General features: G+C 56.4%; 17 protein-coding genes and 1 tRNA gene. 12 read left to right on the top strand and 6 right to left on the bottom strand.

Annotated elements, in window-relative coordinates; genetic code table 11:
• Positions 1-42: 42 nt before the first annotated feature.
• Positions 43-192, bottom strand: a complete 150-nt coding sequence (locus SynROS8604_RS15645) for a hypothetical protein (RefSeq protein ID WP_244279013.1) — start codon at positions 190-192, stop codon at positions 43-45.
• On the opposite strand from SynROS8604_RS15645, the gene SynROS8604_RS02625 reads away from it, so the two are divergent.
• Complete coding sequence (locus SynROS8604_RS02625; protein WP_370586579.1) at positions 155-1,132, top strand: fatty acid desaturase; 978 nt, start codon at positions 155-157, stop codon at positions 1,130-1,132. The two genes, SynROS8604_RS15645 and SynROS8604_RS02625, sit on opposite strands and share 38 nt — an antisense overlap.
• A 102-nt stretch (positions 1,133-1,234) precedes the next feature.
• On the top strand, positions 1,235-2,188 hold the full coding sequence (locus SynROS8604_RS02620) for a cupin (protein ID WP_186545038.1): 954 nt from the start codon (positions 1,235-1,237) through the stop codon (positions 2,186-2,188).
• 145 nt (positions 2,189-2,333) lie between these two features.
• On the opposite strand, the gene psaB is transcribed toward SynROS8604_RS02620, so the two are convergent.
• Both psaB and psaA read right to left on the bottom strand, forming a co-directional pair.
• On the bottom strand, positions 2,334-4,550 hold the full coding sequence (gene psaB / locus SynROS8604_RS02615; protein ID WP_006854786.1) for a photosystem I core protein PsaB: 2,217 nt from the start codon (positions 4,548-4,550) through the stop codon (positions 2,334-2,336).
• Positions 4,551-4,572: 22 nt separating this feature from the next.
• Positions 4,573-6,876, bottom strand: a complete 2,304-nt coding sequence (gene psaA / locus SynROS8604_RS02610; protein WP_006854785.1) for a photosystem I core protein PsaA — start codon at positions 6,874-6,876, stop codon at positions 4,573-4,575.
• Between the two features lie 405 nt (positions 6,877-7,281).
• On the opposite strand from psaA, the gene SynROS8604_RS02605 reads away from it, so the two are divergent.
• Both SynROS8604_RS02605 and cobJ read left to right on the top strand, forming a co-directional pair.
• Positions 7,282-8,742 (top strand): hypothetical protein, encoded by a 1,461-nt coding sequence (locus SynROS8604_RS02605; protein ID WP_186545037.1) that lies wholly within the window; start codon positions 7,282-7,284, stop codon positions 8,740-8,742.
• A complete protein-coding gene (gene cobJ / locus SynROS8604_RS02600; RefSeq protein ID WP_186545036.1) occupies positions 8,739-10,634 on the top strand; it encodes a precorrin-3B C(17)-methyltransferase in 1,896 nt (631 codons plus the stop codon). The genes SynROS8604_RS02605 and cobJ overlap by 4 nt, the downstream gene beginning before the upstream one ends.
• Before the next feature lie 15 nt (positions 10,635-10,649).
• Here the strand turns inward: cobJ and SynROS8604_RS02595 are convergent.
• Positions 10,650-10,723: transfer RNA gene (locus SynROS8604_RS02595), tRNA-Pro, on the bottom strand.
• Positions 10,724-10,750: 27 nt separating this feature from the next.
• Here SynROS8604_RS02595 and lipA point away from each other — a divergent pair.
• The gene (gene lipA, locus SynROS8604_RS02590; RefSeq protein WP_186545768.1) at positions 10,751-11,620 is read left to right on the top strand and encodes a lipoyl synthase; all 870 of its coding nucleotides are present in this window, start codon (positions 10,751-10,753) and stop codon (positions 11,618-11,620) included.
• A gap of 30 nt (positions 11,621-11,650) precedes the next feature.
• On the opposite strand, the gene SynROS8604_RS02585 is transcribed toward lipA, so the two are convergent.
• Both SynROS8604_RS02585 and gltB read right to left on the bottom strand, forming a co-directional pair.
• On the bottom strand, positions 11,651-11,959 hold the full coding sequence (locus tag SynROS8604_RS02585; protein ID WP_186545035.1) for a YciI family protein: 309 nt from the start codon (positions 11,957-11,959) through the stop codon (positions 11,651-11,653).
• A 15-nt stretch (positions 11,960-11,974) separates the two neighbouring features.
• The gene (gene gltB, locus SynROS8604_RS02580; RefSeq protein WP_186545034.1) at positions 11,975-16,573 is read right to left on the bottom strand and encodes a glutamate synthase large subunit; all 4,599 of its coding nucleotides are present in this window, start codon (positions 16,571-16,573) and stop codon (positions 11,975-11,977) included.
• Positions 16,574-16,687: 114 nt separating this feature from the next.
• Between gltB and SynROS8604_RS02575 the strand changes: the two genes are divergently transcribed.
• From SynROS8604_RS02575 to rpsJ, 7 genes are all read left to right on the top strand, one after another.
• Positions 16,688-18,400: a phosphodiester glycosidase family protein gene (locus tag SynROS8604_RS02575; protein ID WP_255445158.1), complete on the top strand. Its 1,713-nt coding sequence runs from the start codon at positions 16,688-16,690 to the stop codon at positions 18,398-18,400.
• 20 nt (positions 18,401-18,420) lie between these two features.
• The gene (locus tag SynROS8604_RS02570) at positions 18,421-18,747 is read left to right on the top strand and encodes an AIR synthase (protein WP_186545767.1); all 327 of its coding nucleotides are present in this window, start codon (positions 18,421-18,423) and stop codon (positions 18,745-18,747) included.
• A gap of 77 nt (positions 18,748-18,824) precedes the next feature.
• Complete coding sequence (gene rpsL / locus SynROS8604_RS02565; protein ID WP_011618355.1) at positions 18,825-19,199, top strand: 30S ribosomal protein S12; 375 nt, start codon at positions 18,825-18,827, stop codon at positions 19,197-19,199.
• A gap of 50 nt (positions 19,200-19,249) precedes the next feature.
• Positions 19,250-19,720, top strand: coding sequence for a 30S ribosomal protein S7 (gene rpsG, locus SynROS8604_RS02560; protein WP_006854776.1), 471 nt, complete (start codon positions 19,250-19,252; stop codon positions 19,718-19,720).
• A 76-nt stretch (positions 19,721-19,796) separates the two neighbouring features.
• The gene (gene fusA / locus SynROS8604_RS02555; RefSeq protein ID WP_186545032.1) at positions 19,797-21,872 is read left to right on the top strand and encodes an elongation factor G; all 2,076 of its coding nucleotides are present in this window, start codon (positions 19,797-19,799) and stop codon (positions 21,870-21,872) included.
• Positions 21,873-21,913: 41 nt separating this feature from the next.
• Positions 21,914-23,113: an elongation factor Tu gene (tuf, locus tag SynROS8604_RS02550; RefSeq protein WP_186545031.1), complete on the top strand. Its 1,200-nt coding sequence runs from the start codon at positions 21,914-21,916 to the stop codon at positions 23,111-23,113.
• Positions 23,114-23,266: 153 nt separating this feature from the next.
• Positions 23,267-23,587, top strand: coding sequence for a 30S ribosomal protein S10 (rpsJ, locus tag SynROS8604_RS02545; RefSeq protein ID WP_006042265.1), 321 nt, complete (start codon positions 23,267-23,269; stop codon positions 23,585-23,587).
• Positions 23,588-23,603 lie beyond the last annotated feature (16 nt).

Genomic DNA, 23,603 nt, shown 5'->3' with positions numbered 1-23,603 from the left:
AACGACCGCAAAGACAATTAGCCAAGACATGGCGCCTAGCAATTACCCCAAACGGATCGACTTCCAACTCGCTCCGTTTATGGCCAGTGATGACCGCATCGCGAGCTGGCAGATCTTCAACACCGTGATTCCCATCATCGCTGTAGCGATCGCGATGGCTGCGGTCACAACATCGTTCAACATCACAGCCATTGTGATGACACCCTTGCTCCTGGTGTTGATGGTTCTGCTGCTCAGTCGCAGCTTCTCCCTGATGCATGACTGCGGACATCAAAGTCTGTTCCGTTCCAAGCGGTCGAATCGAATTGCGGCCTTCGGATTGAGCTTGATTCACGGCATGCCGCAACATCCCTGGTCAAGGGGGCACGCCTTTCATCACAAACACAATGGAAATTGGGACCGCTATCGCGGACCATCTGCTCTCATCACGCGCGAACAATATGAAGCGAGATCTCCGCGTTCGCAGTGGCTTTATCGCATCTTGCGCCATCCATTGCTGTTATTCCCAGGTGGTTTCTTTTATCTCATCATCAAGCCAAGACTTGCCTTGCTTTTGAGCTTCTTTGAATTCATCGGTCATTCCATCAAAAGCACCATCAAGATGGTACGCACTGGGGCCTGGGAATCTCCAAAACAAATTTGCTCAAACTACAAATCGAGCTTCTTCTACACCAGCGGTGAATGTGTCGACATGGTCGCCAACACAGCCGTTGTTGGCCTTTTGTGGTGGTGGATTGGCAGCTCGATTGGCTACGCACATTTTTGGATTCTTTATGCCTTGGTCATGAGTTGCAGTGCTGCAGTAATGATTGCGGTCTTTTTTATTCAACATAATTTCCCAGACTCCTACACAAGCAATGAAGACAATTGGAGCTATTTCCGCGGTGCTCTCTCTGGATCTTCCTTCCTACAAATGCCTGCTGTTTTGAATTGGTTTACTGCCGATATTGCCTACCACCACATCCATCACCTTTCAGAACGAATTCCAAACTATCGATTAAAAGAATGCCATGAAGCAAATATTCACCTAGCAGAGGATGTTCATAGGCTTTATTTATCTCAAATTGGTGATTGCTTCTCTCTCATCCTTTGGGATAGAGAACGTGCCGAGCTTGTTTCACCTTTCGCCTGAGCAGAGCTAAAAATTCATGCTGTGCTGTCAGGCAGCCGGCTCAAGGCTGACTTCTGAGAATGAGGCCACTCATACAATCCCTGTCCCATTGATCGATAAGGTATGCGTTTCGTTGAGGCCGGCTCCTTGGTAATTCCCACATTGCATCAGGCCTCATCTGAGCAAGCCCGTTTTTTTGATTACCGCTCCGCCGCAAACCCCCAACAGATCGGACTGATCTCATCGGTTCCCTATCGGTCGTTTTCGCCGGGTTTTTTCGATCAATCCGGCTGTGAGGTTCTTCCTTTAGACCTGAGTGAAGAGCTCGGCTGCACTGGCCCTGCCACCGGTCCTGCTCTTTGCGCCAATTTTGTGCGTCTCGACTGTGGTGATCAACGCACCAGTGCTGTTGCGACAAGTCAGCTGTTTTTCGTCACGCGTGGAGAAGGGGAGACCCAAGCCTGTGGGCAAACATTCCAATGGTCAAAAGGTGACCTTTTGGTGCTGCCTGCAGGAGGGGACGCAATCCACACCAGTCACGAAAAAGCAGGTTTGTATTGGGTGCATGATGCTCCGCTCCTGCGTTACCTCGGAGTAGAGCCAATCCAAGCTCGCTTTGAGCCAAGCTTTTACAGCCATCGGGACAGCAAACGGCATCTTGAATCGATTGCGAACAGCCCTACCGGTGCTCGCGCCAACCGCGTCAGCGTATTGCTGGGCAATAGCCATTTCCCACAAACGCGAACGATCACCCATACGCTTTGGGCCATGCTCGGAATCTTGCCTGCCGGCCAGATTCAGCGCCCCCATCGCCACCAATCCATCGCCCTTGATTTCGCTGTGGATTGCCAACCCGGCTGCTACACCATGATCGGCACGAAGCTGGATGACAACGGGATGATCATCCATGGGCATCGGGAAGATTGGGTGCCTGGAGCCGCTTTCGTGACACCACCTGGCTATTGGCATTCTCACCACAACGAGTCTGGAGCCGATGCCTACGTGCTGCCGATTCAAGATGCCGGCCTGCACACCTATCTACGCACGCTGGACATTGCCTTTAGCGGCGGCAATTAAAGCCAAACAAACAATCAATAGCTTCTGATCTGTTTGTAGCTGGACGGACGATACCCTCACCCGTCCCATAAAAAACCCGCCCGGTAAACCGGACGGGTGAATCTCTGAGAAACGGCTCGTTAGTCAGGCAGAGGTTGGGACTGAATCAGCCAAACTTGCCAGACGTGGAAGCGATCAAGAAGGCGGCGTACGTCAGGATGTACCCGATCGTGAAGTGAGCAAGACCCACAACACGGGCCTGGACGATGGAGAGAGCCACAGGCTTGTCACGCCAGCCAACAAGGTTGGCGAGAGGAGTGCGCTGATGAGCCCAAACGATGGTCTCAATCAGCTCCTGCCAATAACCACGCCAGGAGATCAGGAACATGAATCCTGTCGCCCAAACCAGGTGACCGAACAAGAACATCCAAGACCAAACAGCCAGGTTGTTGCTGCCAAATGGGTTGTAGCCATTGATCAGCTGAGAACTGTTCAGCCATAGGTAGTCGCGGAACCAGCCCATGAGGTAGGTGCTGGACTCGTTGAACTGAGCCACGTTGCCCTGCCAAATCGCAAGGTGCTTCCAGTGCCAGTAGAAGGTGACCCAACCCACTGTGTTCAGAGCCCAGAAGACGGCGAGATAGAACGCATCCCAGGCAGAGATGTCACAGGTACCGCCACGGCCAGGACCGTCGCAGGGGAAGGAGTAACCGAAGTCCTTCTTGTCAGGCATCAACTTGGATCCACGTGCATCCAGAGCACCCTTCACAAGGATCAGGGTGGTGGTGTGGAGACCTAGAGCGATGGCGTGGTGAACAAGGAAGTCACCGGGGCCAATCGGCAGGAACAAGTCGTTGCTGCCACGAACACCGTTGATGGCATCCATCCAACCGCCCATGTAGGCCGCGTTGGCATTGGCAGCAGCTCCACCCGCGTTAGCGAGAAGAACATCGAAGCCGTAAATCGCTTTACCGGAAGCAGCCTGGACGAACTGTGCAAAGACAGGCTCAACCAAGATCTGCTTCTCAGGGGTGCCAAACGCCACAACCACGTCGTTATGGACGTAGAGGCCGAGGGTATGGAAGCCCAGGAAAAGGGAGACCCAACTCAGGTGACTGATGATCGCTTCTTTGTGCTCGAGCATCCGAGCCAGGACATTGTCCTTATTGGCTTCGGGGTCGTAATCACGAATGAAGAAGATCGCACCGTGAGCGAAGGCACCACACATCAAGAAGATGGCGATGTACTGGTGATGGGTATATAGCGCTGCCTGGGTTGTGTAGTCCTTCGCGATGAAGGCATACGACGGCATCGCATACATGTGCTGTGCAACCAAGCTGGTGATCACGCCAAGAGAGGCAAGAGCAAGACCAAGCTGGAAGTGCAGGCTGTTGTTGATGGTGTCGTAAAGACCTTTGTGACCAGCACCCAGGTTTCCGGGAGTTCCGGTTGGTGGGTTGTGGGCTTCAAGGATCTCGCGGATGGAATGACCGATTCCGAAATTCGTCCGATACATGTGGCCGGCGATCACGAAGATCACGCCGATGGCCAAATGGTGATGGGCGATGTCTGTTAGCCAGAGAGCTTCGGTCTGAGGGTGGAAGCCACCGAGGAAGGTGAGGATCGCAGTGCCTGATCCTTCAGCGGTACCAAAAACCTGACCAGTGGTGTCAGGGTTCTGGGCATAAACACCCCAATTGCCGGTGAAAAACGGACCCAAGCCAGCTGGGTGAGGCATCACGTTGAGGAAGTTGTCCCAACCAACGTGCTGACCACGGGACTCAGGAATGGCCACGTGAACCAGGTGACCGGTCCATGCGATGGAACTGAATCCAAACAGAACAGCCAGATGGTGGTTCAGGCGGGATTCCGCGTTTTTAAACCAAGCAAGAGACGGACGGAACTTGGGCTGCAGGTGCAGCCAACCAGCGAACAGAGCCCAAGCTGACAGGATCATCATGAAGATGGATCCTTGATACAGCTCGGCATTCGTGGTCATGCCGATCGTGTAAAACCAGTGATAGAGGCCTGAGTAGGCAATATTCACAGGGGAGGAAGCACCCGCTTGGGTAAAGGCATCAATCGCGCCTTGACCGAAGTGGGGATCCCAAATTGCGTGAGCGATTGGGCGCACGTGCAGAGGGTCGGCGACCCACTGCTCGAAGTTGCCCTGCCAGGCGATATGGAACAGGTTTCCCGAAACCCAGAGGCCGATGATGGCGAGATGCCCGAAATGGGTGGAGAAGAGCTTTTGGTAAAGCTTCTCCTCCGTCATTCCGTCATGGCTCTCGAAGTCGTGAGCCGTGGCGATCCCGTACCAGATGCGGCGGGTTGTCGGGTCCTGTGCCAGACCCTGGCTAAACGAAGGAAATTTCGTTGCCATTAGAGGGAAAGGTCAGGTGAGGTCAGCCGACCACAAGGATGTGGGCGTGGAAGAAGGCCCATGTGGTTGCGATGCCGCCCAAGAGGTAATGAGCGACACCCACGGCACGGCCCTGGGTGATTGACAGTGCACGGGGCTGGATGGCAGGCGCCACCTTCAGTTTGTTGTGAGCCCAAACGATGGACTCAATCAATTCCTGCCAGTAGCCGCGGCCACTGAACAAGAACATCAAGCTGAAGGCCCAGACGAAGTGAGCACCAAGGAACATCAGGCCATAGGCACTGGTGTTCGAGCCGTAGCTGTTGATCACCTGCGCGGCCTGGGCCCACAGGAAGTCACGCAGCCAGCCATTAATAGTGATTGCACTGTTGGCGAAATTGCCATTCGTGATGTGTTGGACACTGCCATCAGCATTCACGGTTCCCCAAACATCGCTTTGCATCTTCCAGCTGAAGTGGAAAATCACGATGGAGAGGGAGTTGTACATCCAGAACAGGCCTAGGAACACATGGTCCCAAGCAGACACCTGACAGGTGCCACCTCGGCCAGGTCCATCGCAAGGGAAGCGGAAGCCAAGGTTTGCTTTATCTGGAACGAGGCGGGAGCTACGGGCATAGAGCACACCTTTGAGAAGGATCAACACAGTCACGTGAATCGTGAATGCGTGGATGTGGTGCACCATGAAGTCAGCGGTCCCAAGAGGAATCGCTGCTGCAGCAACCTTGCCACCAACGGCAATCGTGGAGCCGTTGAACACCTCACTCACGCCAGCAAGTGCGTTGGGAGCGGTGCTACCGGCAGCTCCGGCATGCAAACCCTGAATCCATTGAGCGAACACAGGCTTCAGCTGAATCGCTGAATCACTAAACATGTCCTGGGGACGGCCCAGAGCACGCATGGTGTCGTTGTGGATGTAGAGGCCAAAGCTATGGAAGCCCAACCAGATGCACACCCAGTTCAGGTGGCTGATCAGGGCATCGCGAGCTTTGAGCACGCGATCGAGCACGTTGTCCACATGCTTGGCAGGGTCGTAATCGCGGATCATGGCGATGGCTGCGTGAGCAGCAGCGCCAACGATTAGGAAGCCACCGATCCACATGTGGTGGGTGAACAGTCCGATCTGCGTCGGATAGTCAATCGCCATGTATGGATACGGGGGCATCGCATACATGTGCTGGGCCACGATGATACTCAGCGAACCGAGCATGGCCAGATTGACTCCCAACTGAGCATGCCAAGAGGTCGTCATGAACTCAAAGAGTCCGTCGTGCCCATTGGTTGCAGGGAATAGAAGGGGATCACCCTTCTGACCTTCGAGGATCTCCTTGATGGAGTGCCCGATGCCCCAGTTCGTGCGGTACATGTGACCAGCCACGATGAACAACACCGCGATGGCTAGGTGGTGATGAGCGATATCGCTCATCCACATGCTTCCAGTCACTGGATTAATTCCACCTTTAAAGGTCAGGAAGTCGCTGTATGCAGCCCAATCACCAGAGAAGAAGGCGCCAATACCGGCACCGAATCCTGGATAGAGCTGCGCGATCAAATCCTGATTAAAGAATTCGTGTGGCAGTGGAATGTCTGCGACAGAAGCAATGGTTTTGCCATTGAGCACCAGCGGCTGGCCGGCGTCGATGGCATCCATCAACTTGGTGGTCGGCAGAGACACATGCAGAAGGTGCCCGGTCCAGGAAAGGGAACCGAGACCAAGCAAACCTGCCAAGTGGTGGTTGAGCATCGACTCAACGTTCTGGAACCACTCGAGCTTGGGAGCTGCCTTGTGATAGTGGAAAACACCGGCATTCAGCATGAGACCGGCCATCACCAGAGCGCCGATGGCTAGCGACATCAGCTGGGTCTCGTTGGTGATGCCCCATGCACGCCAGACGTGAAAGAGGCCAGATGTGATCTGAATGCCTTGGAAACCGGCACCCATATCACCGTTGAGAATCTCCTGGCCAAACACGGGCCACACCACCTGAGCACTTGGCTTCACGTGGGTGGGATCGGCGAGCCAGCCGGAGAAGTTGGAAAAGCGCGCTCCGTGGAAGAAAGCGCCGCTTAGCCAGATGAAGATCACGGCCAAATGGCCGAAGTGAGCACTAAAGATCTTCCGAGAAACCTCTTCAAGGTCACTCGTGTGGCTATCGAAATCGTGAGCGTTTGCGTGGAGGTTCCAGACCCATGTTGTGGTCTTGGGGCCTTTCGCGAGAGCTCGGTCGAAATGTCCGGGCTTGCCGAACAATTCAAAGGTTGCTGGATTGTCAACCTTTTCGACTTGGCTCTTCGCGGTGCTCCCACGCTCTGGTGGGCTGATGGTCATCGAGTCGTTCCTCGAGGGACGGGATCGAGGTGGAGGGCCACCCCTCCGGAGAACCGGACAGTTCGCCGGGGCCCCGGCCATAGCCCGAAAGCTGTAGCCGGGCGCCAGTTCAAGCCAGGAAAACCCTGTCTATCACTGGTGCTTTGGGCCCCAAAGAGGGGACCGCTGATTTGAGCATAGAGTCGCGAGAGGGCCTTAACCCTCATCGAGTTACAAAGGTTCAATCCGGCGGTGATCCAGTCTGCAACTGGGGTCTGGTTTGCAGGTAGTGTCAGCGAGAACCACCCAATCAAGACACAAAACTATCAACAACCTGCTTATTTTCTTTCGCTAATTAATACTCAGTCAGCGCCCTGGGCCTGAGAAGTGGGGCCATTCAGAATGTCGGCACATCCTCTCCGCTCCATGGATAAATCGGGCCGGCGACAAGCAAGCATCCGATGGTTCGCAGCACTCTTCGCCCTGATCCTCCTCTTTGGAACGGGACAACCCGTGCTGGCCATTCCGTCGTTGCCTTGGGCCAATCAGCCCAACTCCAAATCCGCTCCTAATCAAGGCAAGAATCTTCCGACCCAAAACCCATCAGGCCGTCTTCGAGAAGTGGAACCACCTGGTGCGGTTCAGCAGCTCCATCAAGCCTTAGCGAAGCATCATCCCCAGCTTTCACTCATCAGTCCCTTGGATGGGAGCCAGCTCAAGGGCGGTCCCCTCAACCTGGAATTAAAAATCGAGGATTGGCCCCTCGCGAACGACCGAGAACTCGGTCTCGGAGCCCACGTCGCGATTCAAATTGATGAACAAGCACCCATTCGCATCAGTGAACGGAATGGAAACCGCATAACGCTTGAACTCCCGTCCCTTAGTCCAGGGAGCCACAGGTTCACGGCCTATGCCGCTTATCCCTGGGGAGAAGCCGTCAAAACTCCTGGCGCCAGCTTGCATTGGGCTGTAGATCAGCTGCGCCCGCTGATGGGCACGCAGCCAAAACGCGATGCCCCTTGGCTGGCGATAGTGAGTCCGGCTGAGCTCGGGGGGGACAGCCCTTTGCTGCTCGATTGGTTGGTATGGAATGCGCCGCTGCAAAACCTCCGAGCTGGAGACGCTCGCTGGCGCCTACGCATCACGGTTAACGAGGACAGTTTTGTCGTGGACCAGCAGGATGCCCTTTGGCTCCAGGGAATCGACAACCGCAAAGGGATCAACACTGTTCAGATGGAGTTGCTGAATGGGATCGGTGAATCGCTCGAGCCGATGTTCAACAACCAATTGAGAGTGGTCCCTAAGCGGCAGAACCCCAAACCAATTTGGTTGCAATCAAGCCTGAATGACAGCGAGCTAGCGCGTTTGCTGAGTGAAACCAAGCCTGAAGACCCAAGCGCAAGGCAAGAACTTGTCAGCGAAGAAAACATCCCTCAAGCGCAAGGGGGCGAGAACGGAGCGGCAAAGCCACAGGGATTGAAGCCACAGGCATTGAGCCAACAGGCCGTAGAAGGAAGGGACTTGGACGAGAACGACTCAGGAGAAAAAGGCTTGGAAGAGAAGGATGGAGATAACAAAACGGAGGAGATCGGGCCAGTAGCAGAAAAGGCCTTAGGGGAAGGTGAACAAGGCAAAGATGCAATCGCTGTAGATAGCGAGGCTGTTGAAGGAGAACTCGCCAAGCCCGAGGCTCTGAACACAGGCACAGAGAAAGCAGCGTCATTGCCAAACGAAGAGATGGCCGTCACAGCCATGCCAGAGAAAGGAGCTGACACAACAAAGAAACCAAGCAAGCTCGCCAACCCGGAACCGGAACGAATTGCTCCAACCAGCACCCTGGGAGGATCAGCCCGGGAGCTATTGAACGCCGATGGCACCCAGCGTTGACCTTCGAAACTCCTGTCCTGAACGACTCGTCTCCCCCGACCGCTGCCCGGCGATTGGCCCTAGGGCTGTCCTCAAGGGCCTGGCCGTTGCTGCAAAGACTTCAGCAATGCAGCCTCACGGATCAACTAGCGCTCACCCCTGGCGCTGCCGCTGCCATTCCTGACCTCGATGGAACGTGTCTGGTGAACTCAGCTGCGGTGTTGCTCCAGCAGCACTGGCAAGAGGGCGGGGTGTTGATCGTGATCGGAGCCACAGGTGCCGTCACCCGTTTGATTGCTCCACTCCTGACCGACAAAGACAGCGACCCTGCCGTCCTGGTGCTCGATGCCAAGGGGCAAAGGGTGGTTCCTTTGCTTGGCGGCCACCAAGCTGGCGCCGAACAATGGAGTAGGGAGGTCGCTGCCGCGCTCGGAGGGGAAGCGGTTCTAACCGGAGACAGTGCGGTTTCAGGCCGTTTTGCAAGCGATGCATTCGGACATGGTTGGGGATGGAAACGTGGCGGAACAGGCGCCAACTGGAGCCAACTGATGAAGGCCCAGGCGCGTGGCGAGACAACCCGTCTGATCCAAACAATGGGGAGCACGCTGTGGCAGAGCAGTTCGGCAGCGCAAGCCAGCCAACTTCTCGGCCCCGATGCAGAAACAGGCAGTGCCCTACCAACGCGTGCCACACCAACGCTGGAGATCAGCACATCCATCGCCCATGCAGGGGCTTGCACGTGGCACCCACCACTGCTTTGGCTTGGGATTGGCTGCGAACGAGAGACGAGTTTGAACCTTGTCGAGCGCGCCGTAAGCAGCGCCCTCGAGGAGGCGGGCCTGGCCGAAAGCGCCGTCGCAGGCATCACCAGCATCGATCGCAAGGGCGATGAACGGGCGCTCCAAGCGCTCGCACAGCTTCACCATTGGCCCTTCCGATTGCACACCGCATCAGCCTTGAGTGAGGTGCCGGTGCCAACCCCATCCAAGGTGGTTGCTGCAGAAATGGGAACCGGATCCGTTGCAGAAGCGGCGGCATTGCTGAGTGCTGGAGACAACGGACGACTCAAACTGAGCAAACGGATCACCCACGCCAACGAGGCTGAACGTGGCGCTGTCACCGTGGCGATTGCCGAGAGCATGGAGGCCCATGCACCGCAACGGGGCGAACTCCATCTGATCGGTAGTGGACCAGGTGATTTAGCCCTTCTCACTCCTGAAGCCCGCAGTGCCCTGGAGCGCTGTCCTGCCTGGGTGGGATACGGGCTCTACCTCGACTTACTTGAACCGCTGCGCCGTTCGGATCAGATCCGGCTGGATGGGCAACTCACCATGGAGAGAGACCGCTGCCGGCAAGCGCTGAGTCTTGCTTGCCAGGGTGTGCGCGTGGCGTTGGTGTCGTCTGGCGACAGCGGGATTTATGGAATGGCAGGGCTCGCTCTTGAGCTCTGGATGGAGCTACCAGAAGACGCACGACCTCTCTTTGCCGTGCATCCAGGAATCTCCGCACTGCAGCTTGCAGCGGCAAAAGCTGGAGCACCGCTGATGCATGACTTCTGCACTGTGAGCCTGAGCGATCGGCTCACCCCATGGGAGGTGATTGAACGACGGCTGAAAGCAGCTGCCAACGGTAATTTCGTCGTTGCGCTCTACAACCCCCGCTCCAAAGGACGCGATTGGCAGCTGCAACGTGCCAAGGACATCCTGCTAACGCAACGCCCCGACGCCACACCTGTTGTGATCGCAAGGCAATTAGGTCGACAAGAGGAACACCTGTCGTTCTCTCGGCTCGACAACTTGCCCGTAGACACCGTTGACATGCTGACCGTTTTGGTCATCGGCAACAGCAGTAGCAGAATGGAAGGGGGCCGAATGGTGACTCCGCGCGGCTACCCAGGCGCAGAACTCAGTTGAGCACAACTCATAGAGTCGGGATGACAGGATTCGAACCTGCGGCCCCTTCGTCCCGAACGAAGTGCGCTACCAAGCTGCGCTACATCCCGATGAGGCGACTTTAAAAGATGACGTCCATTCAGAAACCTGACTGGTTGCGCGTCAAAGCCCCCCAGCGCGAGCGCATTGGCGAGGTAGCCGACCTGCTGCTGGACCTGAAACTGAACACCGTTTGCCAGGAGGCAAGCTGCCCAAATATCGGCGAATGCTTTGCCGGAGGGACCGCGACGTTCCTGATCATGGGGCCCGGCTGCACCCGCGCCTGTCCCTACTGTGACATCGACTTCGACAAGAGCGTCCGAGAACTCGACCCAACCGAACCGCAACGGCTCGGGGAGGCGGTCTCCCGGCTTGGGCTCAAACATGTGGTGATCACGTCCGTGAACCGCGACGACCTGGAAGACGGAGGGGCGTCGCAGTTCGTGGCTTGCATCAAGCAGGTGAAGCAACACTCGCCGCTCACCACAATTGAGCTGCTGATTCCCGATTTCTGTGGCAATTGGGATGCGCTAGCCACGGTGATGGAGGCATCACCCCATGTGCTCAATCACAACATTGAGACGGTGCCCCGGCTGTATCGCCAAGCGCGTCCGCAGGGGGTCTATGAGCGCTCCTTGGAACTTCTCAAACGGGTTCGCGATGGCTGGCCACGGTCTTACAGCAAGTCGGGATTGATGGTGGGCCTTGGCGAGAGCGACGCGGAAGTGATCGAGGTGCTTCGCGACCTACGCGAGCACCGGGTCGACATCGTCACCATCGGCCAATACTTGTCACCTGGCCCCAAACACCTGAGCGTGGACCGGTTTGTGACTCCAGAGCAGTTCGAGAGCTACCGCCTCAAGGGAGAACAAGAGCTGGGTTTTTTACAGGTGGTCAGCACTCCGCTCACCCGCAGTAGCTACCACGCCGGTGAGGTCCAGCGATTGATGGCCACGCACCCGCGCTAATCCCCCCTTAAAAACTGCTGCGCCTGGAGATCAAGCCTGAAGTGCTCCCTCAACAGGCTTCCATTCGTGCAGTGTCCAGTCCACCAAGTTTCGAGCAATCATCGGATCGGCAGCGATGAACGCTTTTGCGGCCTCATAGCTTTCGGCCTCGAAGACCAATAAACCACCCCCACCTGGCTTGTGTTGATCATCCACAAGGAAACCGCTGGCCATGGCACACCCTGCGAGCCGTTGAGCTTGAACCCAACGGCGATGGTCATGGCAATGAAAGCGACGCTCCGCCGCCGATAACGAGGTCATCGCTGCGGTGAACGTTTCCTGCTTGATAAACCAGGGCATAGCGAAGCAGAGGAATTAGGCGGCAACCACCTCACGCGCTTCAAGCCCCATCGCTGCCCGCTCACTGGGGGGCACCAACAACTTGAACGACGACTTGGCGTTGGTCCAATCCGCAAGCAAAGCCTTGGCCTTTTCACTGACGGTGGTGTTGAGATGAGCCTCAAGGAGTGATTGCAGCAAGGACTCCTGCTGGGGAGTCGTGATGCTGACCACCTCAACAATTTCAGGATTCACGCGGGCCTGGACACCGCCCGCTTCATCCAACAGGAACGCCACACCACCGGTCATACCGGCACCGACATTGCGACCTGTGCTGCCTAAAACCACAATCACGCCTCCGGTCATGTACTCGCAACAGTGGTCCCCGGCTCCTTCCACCACGGCACGCGCTCCGCTGTTGCGAACGCCAAAGCGTTCTCCAGCGCGACCATGGGCAAAAAGCTCACCACCCGTGGCTCCGTACAAACAGGTGTTACCAAGAATCACCTGATCGCCAGGGTTGGCGACACCATCATCCGGAACAAGCGTGATCCGACCACTGTTCATGCCTTTGCCCACGTAGTCGTTAGCTTCGCCCTCCAGGCGCATCGTCATGCCTTGGACAAGGAATGCCGCAAAGCTCTGACCGGCAGCGCCCCGGAAGTTCAGATTCAACTGGCCTTTAAAGCCACGATTCCCATGACGTTGCGCCATTTCTCCGGCGAGTCGTGCACCAACACTGCGATCGGTATTAACGATCTCGATTTCGCGGCTGAGAGAACCATGGTTCTCGACAGCAGCCATGAAGCCGGCATCAGCGAGGAGATCATCTTCAAGAATCGGACCATTCCCATGGGCTTCAGGGCTGTGCTTGAGCCAGGAGCGGTCGTTGGCGTCTCCCACGGGAGCCAACAAGCTGGAGAGATCCACGCATTTGGTCTTCTCAAGCTCAACGGAACGGGGCTGAAGCAGATCGCTGCGTCCAATCAGATCCTCAAGACGAGCAACTCCCAAGACACTCATCAACTGACGAACCTCTTCCGCCACGTACCAAAAGAAGTTCACGACGTGCTCGGGCACACCGGTGAAGCGTTTGCGTAGCGCTTCTTTCTGAGTGGCCACCCCCACGGGGCAGTTATTGGTGTGACAAACGCGGGCCATGATGCAGCCCTCGGCAATCATCGCCACAGACCCAAATCCATACTCTTCTGCTCCGAGCAGAGCAGCGACGACCACATCCCAGCCGGTCTTGAGACCGCCATCGGCACGGAGCAAGACGCGATCACGCAATCCGTTCTCCAACAAAGACCGATGCACTTCTGTAAGACCTAGCTCCCAGGGACTGCCTGCGTGCTTGATCGAGCTCAGCGGGGATGCCCCCGTGCCGCCATCGTGACCCGAGATCTGGATCACATCGGCATTGGCCTTCGCCACACCGGCGGCAATCGTACCGATCCCAATCTCAGCCACCAACTTGACACTGACAGGAGCTTTGGGATGCACCTGGTGGAGATCATGGATGAGCTGGGCGAGATCCTCAATGGAATAGATGTCGTGGTGGGGCGGAGGCGAAATCAATGCCACACCAGGCTTGCTATTGCGCAGCCCAGCGATGTACTCATCCACCTTTGGTCCAGGCAGTTGGCCACCTTCACCAGGCTTAGCCCCCTGCGCCACCTTGATCTCAAGCTGCTTCCCGCTGCGCAAATATTCCGCTGTCACCCCGAACCGGCCAGAGGCAATCTGCTTAATTGCTGAGCAGGCGGTGTCACCATTTCTCAGCCCACCGATGCTGGGGAAAGACGATGACCGACCGTCTCCATCCACATCATCAAGAACCTGAAAACGAATCGGGTCCTCACCACCCTCACCGCTATTGCTCTTTCCCCCAATACGGTTCATCGCCACGGCTAAAACCTCATGGGCTTCTCTTGAAAGAGCTCCCAGGCTCATGCCACCCGTACAAAAACGGGTGCACAGGCTTTCTGCACTCTCGACCTGGTCGAGCGGCAAAGGCGTTGCAGCCAGCTTGAACTCGAGCAAATCGCGAAGGGCGGTCACAGGCCTGTTTTCCAACAGGGTTTTGTAAGTGGAGAAATGGTCGTATCCAGGACCAGCTTTGACGGCACTGTGCAGAGCCTTCGACATCTCAGGACTATTGAGGTGGTACTCACCACCGGTGCGGTATTGCACAAAACCCATGAACTCAAGCTTGCTGCGATTGAGCTCAGGGAAAGCCTTGGCATGCAGCGAAAGCGTCTCATTGGCAAGCTCTTGAAGCGTCATTCCAGCCACTCGGCTCGTCGTCCCGGCAAAAGCCTTTTGAATCACGTCGGCCCCAAGACCGATGGCCTCAAAAATTTGAGCCCCGTGATAGCTCGCCAGGAGCGAAATCCCGATTTTGGAGAGAATCTTTCGGAGACCATTCTCCAAAGACAGGCGCACATTGTCCTGGGCCTTGCCTGGGTCCAAGGCTTGCAGCTTGCCTTGTTCGATCCGCTTCTGCGTCTTGGGATGGGCGAGCCAATGGCGCGTGGTCTCCCAGGTGAGCCATGGACAAACAGCACTAGCTCCGTAACCGATTAAGCAGGCCATGTGATGCGTGCTCCAACACTGAGCGGTCTCCGAAACAAGCGAACAATGGAGTCTCAATTTCTGGCGCAAGAGATGGTGGTGCACCGCGCCCACCGCCAACAGAGCAGGCATCGCCACCGTGGTGGCCATTAGCTCCGCAGGCTGTTCATCAGCATTCACGCGGTCGGACAGAACCAACACCTGAGCGCCCTTACGGACCGCCTCTTCTGCTTTCAAGCAGAGAGCATCCACGGCTGACTGAAGTCCCCCGGCACACGCATCTACTACAACCTGGGTGGAGAGGGACCGCACCGCGAGTCCTTGGTTTGACAGAGCGGCCAGCTCCGCCTCATTGAGCACGGGCGTGTCGAGGTGAATCAAGGCCGCGGCCTCTGCCTGGGGCTTCACTGCAGGGCGCCTCTGCCCCAAGTGCATCTCCAAGCTCATCACCAATTTTTCGCGCAAGGGATCAATCGGTGGATTGGTCACTTGCGCAAAGCGCTGCTTGAAATAGTCGTACATAAGGTGGGGCTTGTCGGAGAGCACCGCCAAGGGGATGTCGTCTCCCATGCAGTAGGTGGGCTCCTTGCCAAGACCTGCCATGTCCTCAATTACGAGATCAAGATCTTCTGCGGTGAAGCCCATCGCCGTCTGCAAACGCAGCAAATCAAGCTCATTGATTTGGCAGTCCTGAGTCCAAGGCTGAGCCGAAACCGAGCGGCGATGCTGCTTCAACCAATCGCCATAAGGGAAGCGTTTTGCGGCGTCTTCCTTCACCGCCCAATTGGTCAACAGCTCTCCGCGCTCAAGATCAACGGCCACCATTTGGCCTGGACCTAAACGCCCTTTTTCAACCACTGTCTTTCCGCTGAGATCCACCACTCCGGTCTCAGATCCCATGATGACGAAGCCATCCGCCGTTGTGCACCACCGAGCAGGCCTGAGCCCATTGCGATCCAAGGTCGCTCCCACGCGCTTGCCATCGGCAAACACCAACAACGCCGGGCCATCCCATGGCTCTTGAATCCCGGCATTGAATTCGTACATCGCCGTGACATCAGGACGGCTGTCAAGGTCGGGCTGATTTCGGAAGGCTTCCGGCACCAACGTGATCAAGCTGTCGGTGATGGACCGTCCACTGCGCACCATCAGCTCAAGCGTGGCATCGAGATTGGCCGAGTCGCTGAAGTCAGGATTCACAACGGGTATCAAGTCGGCGGCTGCTTCAGCCCACACATCTTCGAGGCCAGCTTCTGAGGCCTTAGCCCAGTTGAGATTGCCCAGCAGGGTATTGATCTCTCCGTTGTGACCTAAGAGGCGCATCGGCTGTGCCAACGGCCAGCGGGGAAGTGTATTGGTGCTGAAACGGCGGTGATACACCGCAAAACTCACAGCAAAGCGAGGGTCACGCAGATCGGCGTAGTACTGGGCGAGAACCTCGGAGCGGACCATCCCCTTGTAGACAACAGTCCTGCCACTCAGGGACGCGACATAGAAGTCGCGAGCGCCCTCGGCGCCAAATTCCTGCCGGACCCTGGCACCAACACGACGGCGCAGACGCAACAGCAACGATTCCAGGGCATCTGCATCCACAGCGCTTTGAACCAACCACTGTTCGATGACGGGTGCCGTCTCACGCGCCAGCGGACCGAGCACGGCTGAGTCGACCGGAACCTCACGCCATCCCACGGAGATCAGGCCAAGGGCCTGCGCCTCTTGATCGCAGAATCGCTGCACTTCGGCACGGCGGCTGGGATCTTTTGGCAGAAACATCATGCCGAGACCGTTGGCGTTCACGGCTTCTGGCCAAATGGCTCTCACGTAATCCCAAGGGATTTCGCATAGGACGCCTGCCCCGTCTCCGGAATCACCATCGCCTCCACAGCCACCTCTGTGCTCCATGCAACCCAACCCACGCAGGGCCTGCTGAAGCACCCAATGACTGCGCTCACCCTGAAGTTGTGCAAGAAAACCAACACCACAGGCGTCCTTCTCCGCGGCAATCGCAGCAGGTGCACTGCTGTCGCAATAGGGCCAATCGGAACCGGTGAGTTGGGTCATAACCTGCAGTCGAGACGTGCAACAGCAACGGTGTTCGCATTCCGTAGCTGGTTGAGCTATTTCGGATCCTAAGGATTCGCCCACCCCAGCTAGCGTCGAGATATGGATGCAGCAATGCCACCTCCGCCGCCAGCGCCGATTGCGGAGGTTCGCGTCACTGATCAGTTCAGTGGAGATCGCCTAACAATCGGCGGCATCGACACCTCGAGCTCGTGGCTGTGGCAGGGCCAGGGAGCGACGCGTCCCACGCGGCTCTGGTTGCCTCTTGATCTGCTTGTGGGCCAGATGGGATTCCAGCGCCAAGCGGATGTCGGAGAAGAATTTCTTGATTGGTACGGCTTTCAACGGCCTTTAAGCGGCTTGCAACAACGCACCATCGGGGATGAAGTCGCCCTCGATGCCCTGCCCTGGTTGAACGCGATGGGGGTTCAAGTGAACCGAGCCAAGAGCACGCTGAGGGTGGACCTGCCCAAACCCCATCTGAAAAAGCTCAGACAAGGCAAGGGAAGCAGCGCCAACCGTCTTGTGCTGGACCTCAGTGGGCCTGCTCTCGTTCAACGCCAGGGCGATGATCTCCTTCTGCAAGTGAAGGTCACGCCTCTTCAGGAAAGCCAACTGCGCAGACTTGGCTTGAAAACACGACGAGACAGGAGTGGGCTGAAGCTTCTGGGTCAATCCAGCAGGCTTTCCACCTTGACCCTGAAAGACCCATGGCGGGTCGTGCTGGATGGCATCACCCCCGCAAAGTCTTCGACAAAACAGCGACAGAGCCAAGCCTTTCAAATCGCGCTGCTTGCCCCAGAGATGCAAGACCTGATCAAGAAAGGGTTGGTTCTTGATCAGCGCGTCGTTCAAGTCGGCGTCAAACCCATTCGGCTGTACCGAGCAGGAGTTCAGCACAACAGCTCAGATCTCCTTTTACGCCCGCTTGCCCCCAGCCATGCCCAACCAGGATTGCGCTACCTCAATCAGTTGGCGCAACCTGCCAACGCGCTTGTGGCAGTGAATGGAGGCTTTTTCAACAGGGTTCGCCAACTCCCCCTTGGCGCTGTTCGACTCAACAATGAGTGGCTCTCAGGCCCGATCCTCAACCGAGGCGCCATTGGCTGGAAGCGCAGCGGCCCGCTGATGTTTGGACGCCTGCAGTTGATCCAAGAGATGACGGTGGTTGGACGACGGAGATGGCCTCTCGGGATGCTGAATAGCGGGTATGTGCAACGCGGACTCAGTCGCTACACCCGAGCCTGGGGGCCAACGTATCGCGCGCTGAGTGGAGAAGAGCAGGCGTTGATACTCAGCGAAGGACGCGTCGATGCGGTGTACGACCAAGCCTCGCTCGTTCGCGGTGTGCCTTTGCCCTTAAAAGGAGACCTGATCGTGGCGCGTGGGGGGGCTGCACTCCCCGCACAGATCGGGGATGAAGTGACCATCAACATGCGCAGCTCAAACCCCTTAGGTGAACTCCCTCAAGTGATGGGGGGAGGGCCCCTTCTGCTGCAAATGGGCAGGGTTGTCCTAAACGGCCGTCAGGAGGGCTTTAGTCCTGGCTTCCTGGCCGTTTCAGCACCTCGCACCGTTGTGGCGCAAGACAGCGAGCGGATTTGGCTCCTCGCCGTCAAAGGCGCGAATGGCAGCGATCCCACTCTCATTGAAACGAGTTTGGCGCTGAGTCAACTGGGGCTGAGGGACGCGCTCAATCTCGACGGAGGAGGCTCAACCACCATGCTCATCGCCAATACAACCGTGATGACCGGCCGGGGCATCACGCCTCGCGTGCAAAACGGTCTTGGATTGATCAGTGATCAATCCAAGGTGCTGGCAAACTGAATTCATTGATGCGAATGGTTATGGGCGCCACGTTCTCCATCAGCGCCTCCGCTGCAGCGGAACTTGGTCGTCAGGCAGCGGTAGCAGGGACACCAGGGTTGATGCATTTGGACTTGGTATCCGGCAGCTGCGAACAACACGTGATCCGCCTGCGACCCGGACACCTCGCAGGGATTGCCATGGCACGAGCCGATGGAGTCACGCTTCACGCTCCAGAGGAGCAACTCCATCTTCTAGAGGGTCTGTGCCTTGATTACCGCGGTGATCTGAGTGGTGGTGGCTTTCTGATCAGCCCCCAAGAGAACGTGCGTTGCTGTCTCTGCGGAAGCGCTTTTTCCCGCTGCTAAGGGGAAAAGGTCAGACGAACCAGTATGGTGACGGATTGTCGAACTAGGTCGGGTCTCCGGCCGCATCCCGACCGTCGATGCCAACCATCCAGCAACTAATCCGTCACGAGCGTCAGACCCTCAAGGCGAAAACCAAATCTCCTGCGCTTAGGGCTTGCCCGGAGCGACGGGGTGTATGCACCCGCGTGTATACCTCCACTCCGAAGAAGCCGAATTCGGCTCTACGCAAAGTGGCCCGTGTACGCCTCACGTCCGGGTTCGAGGTCACTGCTTACATCGGTGGCATTGGCCATAATCTCCAAGAGCACTCTGTGGTCCTCATCCGTGGAGGAAGGGTCAAGGATCTTCCTGGTGTTCGTTACCACATCATTCGCGGAACCTTGGACACCGCTGGTGTTAAGGACCGCCGTCAATCCCGTTCAAAGTACGGCGCCAAAGCGCCCAAAGAGTGATCTTCACTCTTTCCACTTTTCTCACTCTGTTTCTCCACACCTAACGGTTCATGTCACGCCGTAACGCAGCAGTCAAGCGTCCGATCCTTCCGGATCCACAATTCAACAATCGCCTCGCCACGATGATGGTGGCTCGGTTGATGAAGCATGGAAAAAAGTCCACCGCCCAACGCATTCTTTCTGATGCTTTTGGATTGATCGGTGAACGCACTGGTGGTGATCCCGTCGAACTGTTCGAAACGGCAGTCAAGAATGCGACTCCACTCGTTGAAGTTCGTGCTCGCCGCGTTGGTGGTGCGACCTATCAGGTTCCGATGGAAGTTCGCCAAGAGCGGGGCACTGCGATGGCTCTGCGTTGGCTCGTGAATTTCTCAAGAGCGCGTAACGGTCGCAGCATGGCCCAGAAACTTGCTGGCGAATTAATGGACGCCGCGAACGAAGCTGGTAGTGCCGTCCGAAAGCGGGAAGAAACCCACAAGATGGCCGAAGCGAACAAAGCTTTCGCCCACTATCGCTACTGATCTTCAGTCAACCTGATTTACTCAGGTTGACATGTAGAGTCACATTTGCTTTTAACGCCCCACCCCGGAGTATCCTGTGGCACGCGACTTTCCCCTGGAACGCGTCAGAAATATTGGTATTGCAGCCCATATTGACGCTGGTAAAACAACCACCACTGAGAGGATTCTGTTCTACTCCGGTGTGGTGCACAAAATTGGTGAGGTGCATGACGGTGCCGCAGTAACCGACTGGATGGCCCAGGAGCGTGAGCGTGGGATCACTATTACTGCCGCTGCTATTTCCACCAGCTGGAATGATCACCGGATCAATATTATTGATACCCCTGGACACGTTGACTTCACCATCGAAGTGGAACGCTCCATGCGCGTTCTCGATGGTGTTATCGCAGTCTTTTGCGCCGTTGGCGGGGTCCAACCGCAATCGGAAACGGTGTGGCGCCAAGCCGACCGTTATTCCGTGCCGCGCATGGTGTTCGTCAACAAGATGGACCGCACGGGTGCCGACTTCTTGAAGGTCCACGGCCAAATCAAGGATCGCCTCAAAGCCAATGCGGTTCCTATTCAGCTTCCAATCGGAGCCGAAGGCGAGCTCAGCGGAATCATCGACCTCGTTGAAAACAAGGCGCATATCTATAAGGATGACTTAGGCCAAGACATCGAAATCACCGATGTTCCGGCCAACATGAAAGAGGAGATAGACAATTGGCGCAATGTTCTGATGGAAACTGTTGCCGAAACCGATGAAGAACTGATCGAAAAGTTCCTCGAATCAGGTGAACTTTCCAATTCCGAACTCAAGCAAGGGATTCGTACTGGCGTTCTTAAGCACGGATTGGTTCCTGTTCTTTGTGGCTCAGCCTTTAAAAACAAAGGCGTGCAACTGGTTCTCGATGCTGTTATCGATTACCTGCCAGCACCGATCGATGTGCCACCCATTCAAGGCCTTCTCCCCAATGGGAAGGAAGCCGTTCGTCCGTCTGACGACAACGCACCCTTCAGCGCTTTGGCCTTCAAGGTGATGGCTGATCCCTACGGGAAACTCACCTTTGTGCGGATGTACTCAGGCGTCCTTGAGAAAGGAAGCTACGTGTTGAATTCCACCAAAGACACCAAGGAACGAATTTCCCGCCTCGTCGTGCTTAAAGCCGATGACCGCGAAGAAGTTGATGCCTTGCGTGCTGGCGATCTTGGCGCCGTTCTGGGCCTCAAGAACACAACCACTGGAGACACCCTCTGCGCAACAGACGATCCGATTGTTCTGGAAACGCTGTTCGTTCCTGAGCCCGTGATCTCCGTTGCGGTGGAGCCCAAAACCAAAGGCGACATGGAGAAACTCTCCAAAGCCTTGGTTTCATTGGCCGAAGAAGACCCCACTTTCCGCGTTCGTACCGATCAGGAAACAGGTCAAACCGTGATTGCGGGCATGGGCGAACTCCACCTCGAAATCCTGGTGGATCGCATGCTTCGCGAATTCAAGGTGGAAGCCAATATCGGCGCTCCTCAGGTGTCTTATCGAGAAACCATTCGTGGTTCATCGAAAGGGGAAGGGAAGTTCTCCCGTCAAACCGGTGGTAAGGGCCAATACGGTCACGTTGTCATCGAAATGGAGCCCGGCGAACCTGAATCAGGATTTGAATTCATCAACAAAGTTGTTGGTGGCACCGTACCCAAGGAGTACATCAAGCCAGCAGAGCAAGGCATGAAGGAGACCTGCGAGTCAGGCGTGATTGCTGGTTATCCCCTGATTGATGTCAAATGCACGATTATTGATGGTTCGTACCACGATGTGGACTCGTCGGAGATGGCATTTAAGATTGCTGGCTCTATGGCCTTCAAGGATGCGGTCAAGAAGTGCAACCCTGTGCTTCTTGAGCCGATGATGAAGGTCGAAGTCGAAGTCCCCGAGGATTTCCTCGGTTCGGTCATCGGCGACCTGTCCTCCCGCAGGGGACAGGTGGAGGGCCAATCCGTCGACGACGGAACGTCTAAAGTCTCTTCCAAGGTGCCCTTGGCCGAGATGTTCGGCTATGCCACCGAACTCCGATCCATGACCCAGGGTCGGGGTATTTTCTCGATGGAGTTCAGTCATTACGAGGATGTTCCTCGCAATGTCGCTGAGGCCATCATCTCCAAGAATCAGGGCAATTCCTGATCTCTACACTTCCTTAATTCAACCCTAGATTCTTTACCAAAATGGCTCGCGAGAAGTTCGAAAGGAACAAGCCCCACGTCAACATCGGTACCATTGGCCACGTTGACCACGGCAAAACCACCCTCACCGCTGCGATCACAAATGTGCTCGCCAAGAAAGGTCAGGCTGAGATTCAAAACTATGCCGACATTGATGGTGCTCCTGAGGAGCGCGAGCGTGGCATCACCATCAATACTGCTCACGTTGAGTACGAAACCGATACCCGCCACTACGCCCACGTTGACTGCCCTGGTCACGCGGACTACGTGAAGAACATGATTACGGGTGCTGCTCAGATGGATGGCGCCATCCTTGTGTGCGCAGCCACCGACGGTCCTATGGCCCAAACCAAGGAGCACATCCTTCTCGCCAAGCAAGTTGGCGTTCCCGCCTTGGTTGTTGCACTGAACAAGTGCGACATGGTCGACGACGAGGAAATCATCGAACTCGTTGAACTCGAGATCCGCGAGTTGCTGTCCAGCTACGACTTCCCTGGCGACGACATCCCTGTTGTTCAAGTCTCTGGCCTGAAAGCCATTGAAGGCGAAGCAGAATGGGAAGCCAAAATTGAAGAGTTGATGGCAGCGGTGGATGCAAGCATCCCCGAACCCGAGCGTGAAGTCGATAAGCCATTCCTGATGGCCATCGAAGATGTGTTCTCCATCACTGGACGCGGCACCGTCGCAACGGGTCGTATCGAACGCGGCATCGTCAAAGTTGGCGAAGAAGTCGAAGTCGTGGGCATTCGAGAGCCCCGCAAAACCACCGTTACTGGTGTGGAGATGTTCCGCAAATTGCTCGATGAGGGCATGGCCGGCGACAACGTGGGGCTTCTGCTTCGCGGCATTCAGAAGGAAGACATCGAGCGCGGCATGGTGCTTGTGAAGCCCGGCTCGATCACTCCTCACACCAAGTTTGAGGGCCAGGTTTACGTTCTCAAGAAAGAAGAAGGTGGTCGCCACACTCCTTTCTTTGCTGGCTACCGCCCGCAGTTCTATATCCGTACCACGGACGTGACCGGCCAGATCACCGCATTCACAGCGGAAGATGGCTCCAACGTTGAAATGGTGATGCCTGGTGACAACATCCAGATGACTGGTGAGTTGATCTGCCCCGTTGCCATGGAATTGGGCATGCGCTTCGCGATCCGCGAAGGTGGTCGCACCATCGGTGCTGGCGTGGTCTCCAAGATCGTCGAATGACCTAATGCTCAATCCCTGTAAGGGACAGCCTGACTGCGTTGAGGCCGTCCCTTACAGTTCTTGAGTGCAAGAGCTCCAACCTCTGGAGCTCTTGCTGTCCGAACCTCGAAAATCCATCCTCTCCGTCTCTTTTAGGGACTTTCTCGCGCTTCCATGTCCACCGCAATCGCTCAGCAAAAGATTCGCATTCGCCTCAAGGCGTTTGATCGCCGCATGCTGGATCTCTCCTGCGACAAAATTATTGAGACTGCCGACAACACGGCAGCAACGGCCATTGGCCCGATTCCACTGCCAACGAAGCGGAAAATTTATTGCGTTCTGCGCTCACCCCACGTGGATAAGGATTCACGCGAGCACTTTGAAACGCGGACCCATCGACGCATCATCGATATTTACAGCCCTTCTGCGAAGACCATCGACGCGCTCATGAAGCTCGACCTCCCCAGTGGAGTCGACATCGAGGTCAAGCTCTGATCGAGGCCCCATACCA

The organism is Synechococcus sp. ROS8604 (genome assembly GCF_014279655.1).
Classification (GTDB): domain Bacteria; phylum Cyanobacteriota; class Cyanobacteriia; order PCC-6307; family Cyanobiaceae; genus Synechococcus_C.
This window is presented reverse-complemented; position numbering and strand designations above follow the sequence as displayed.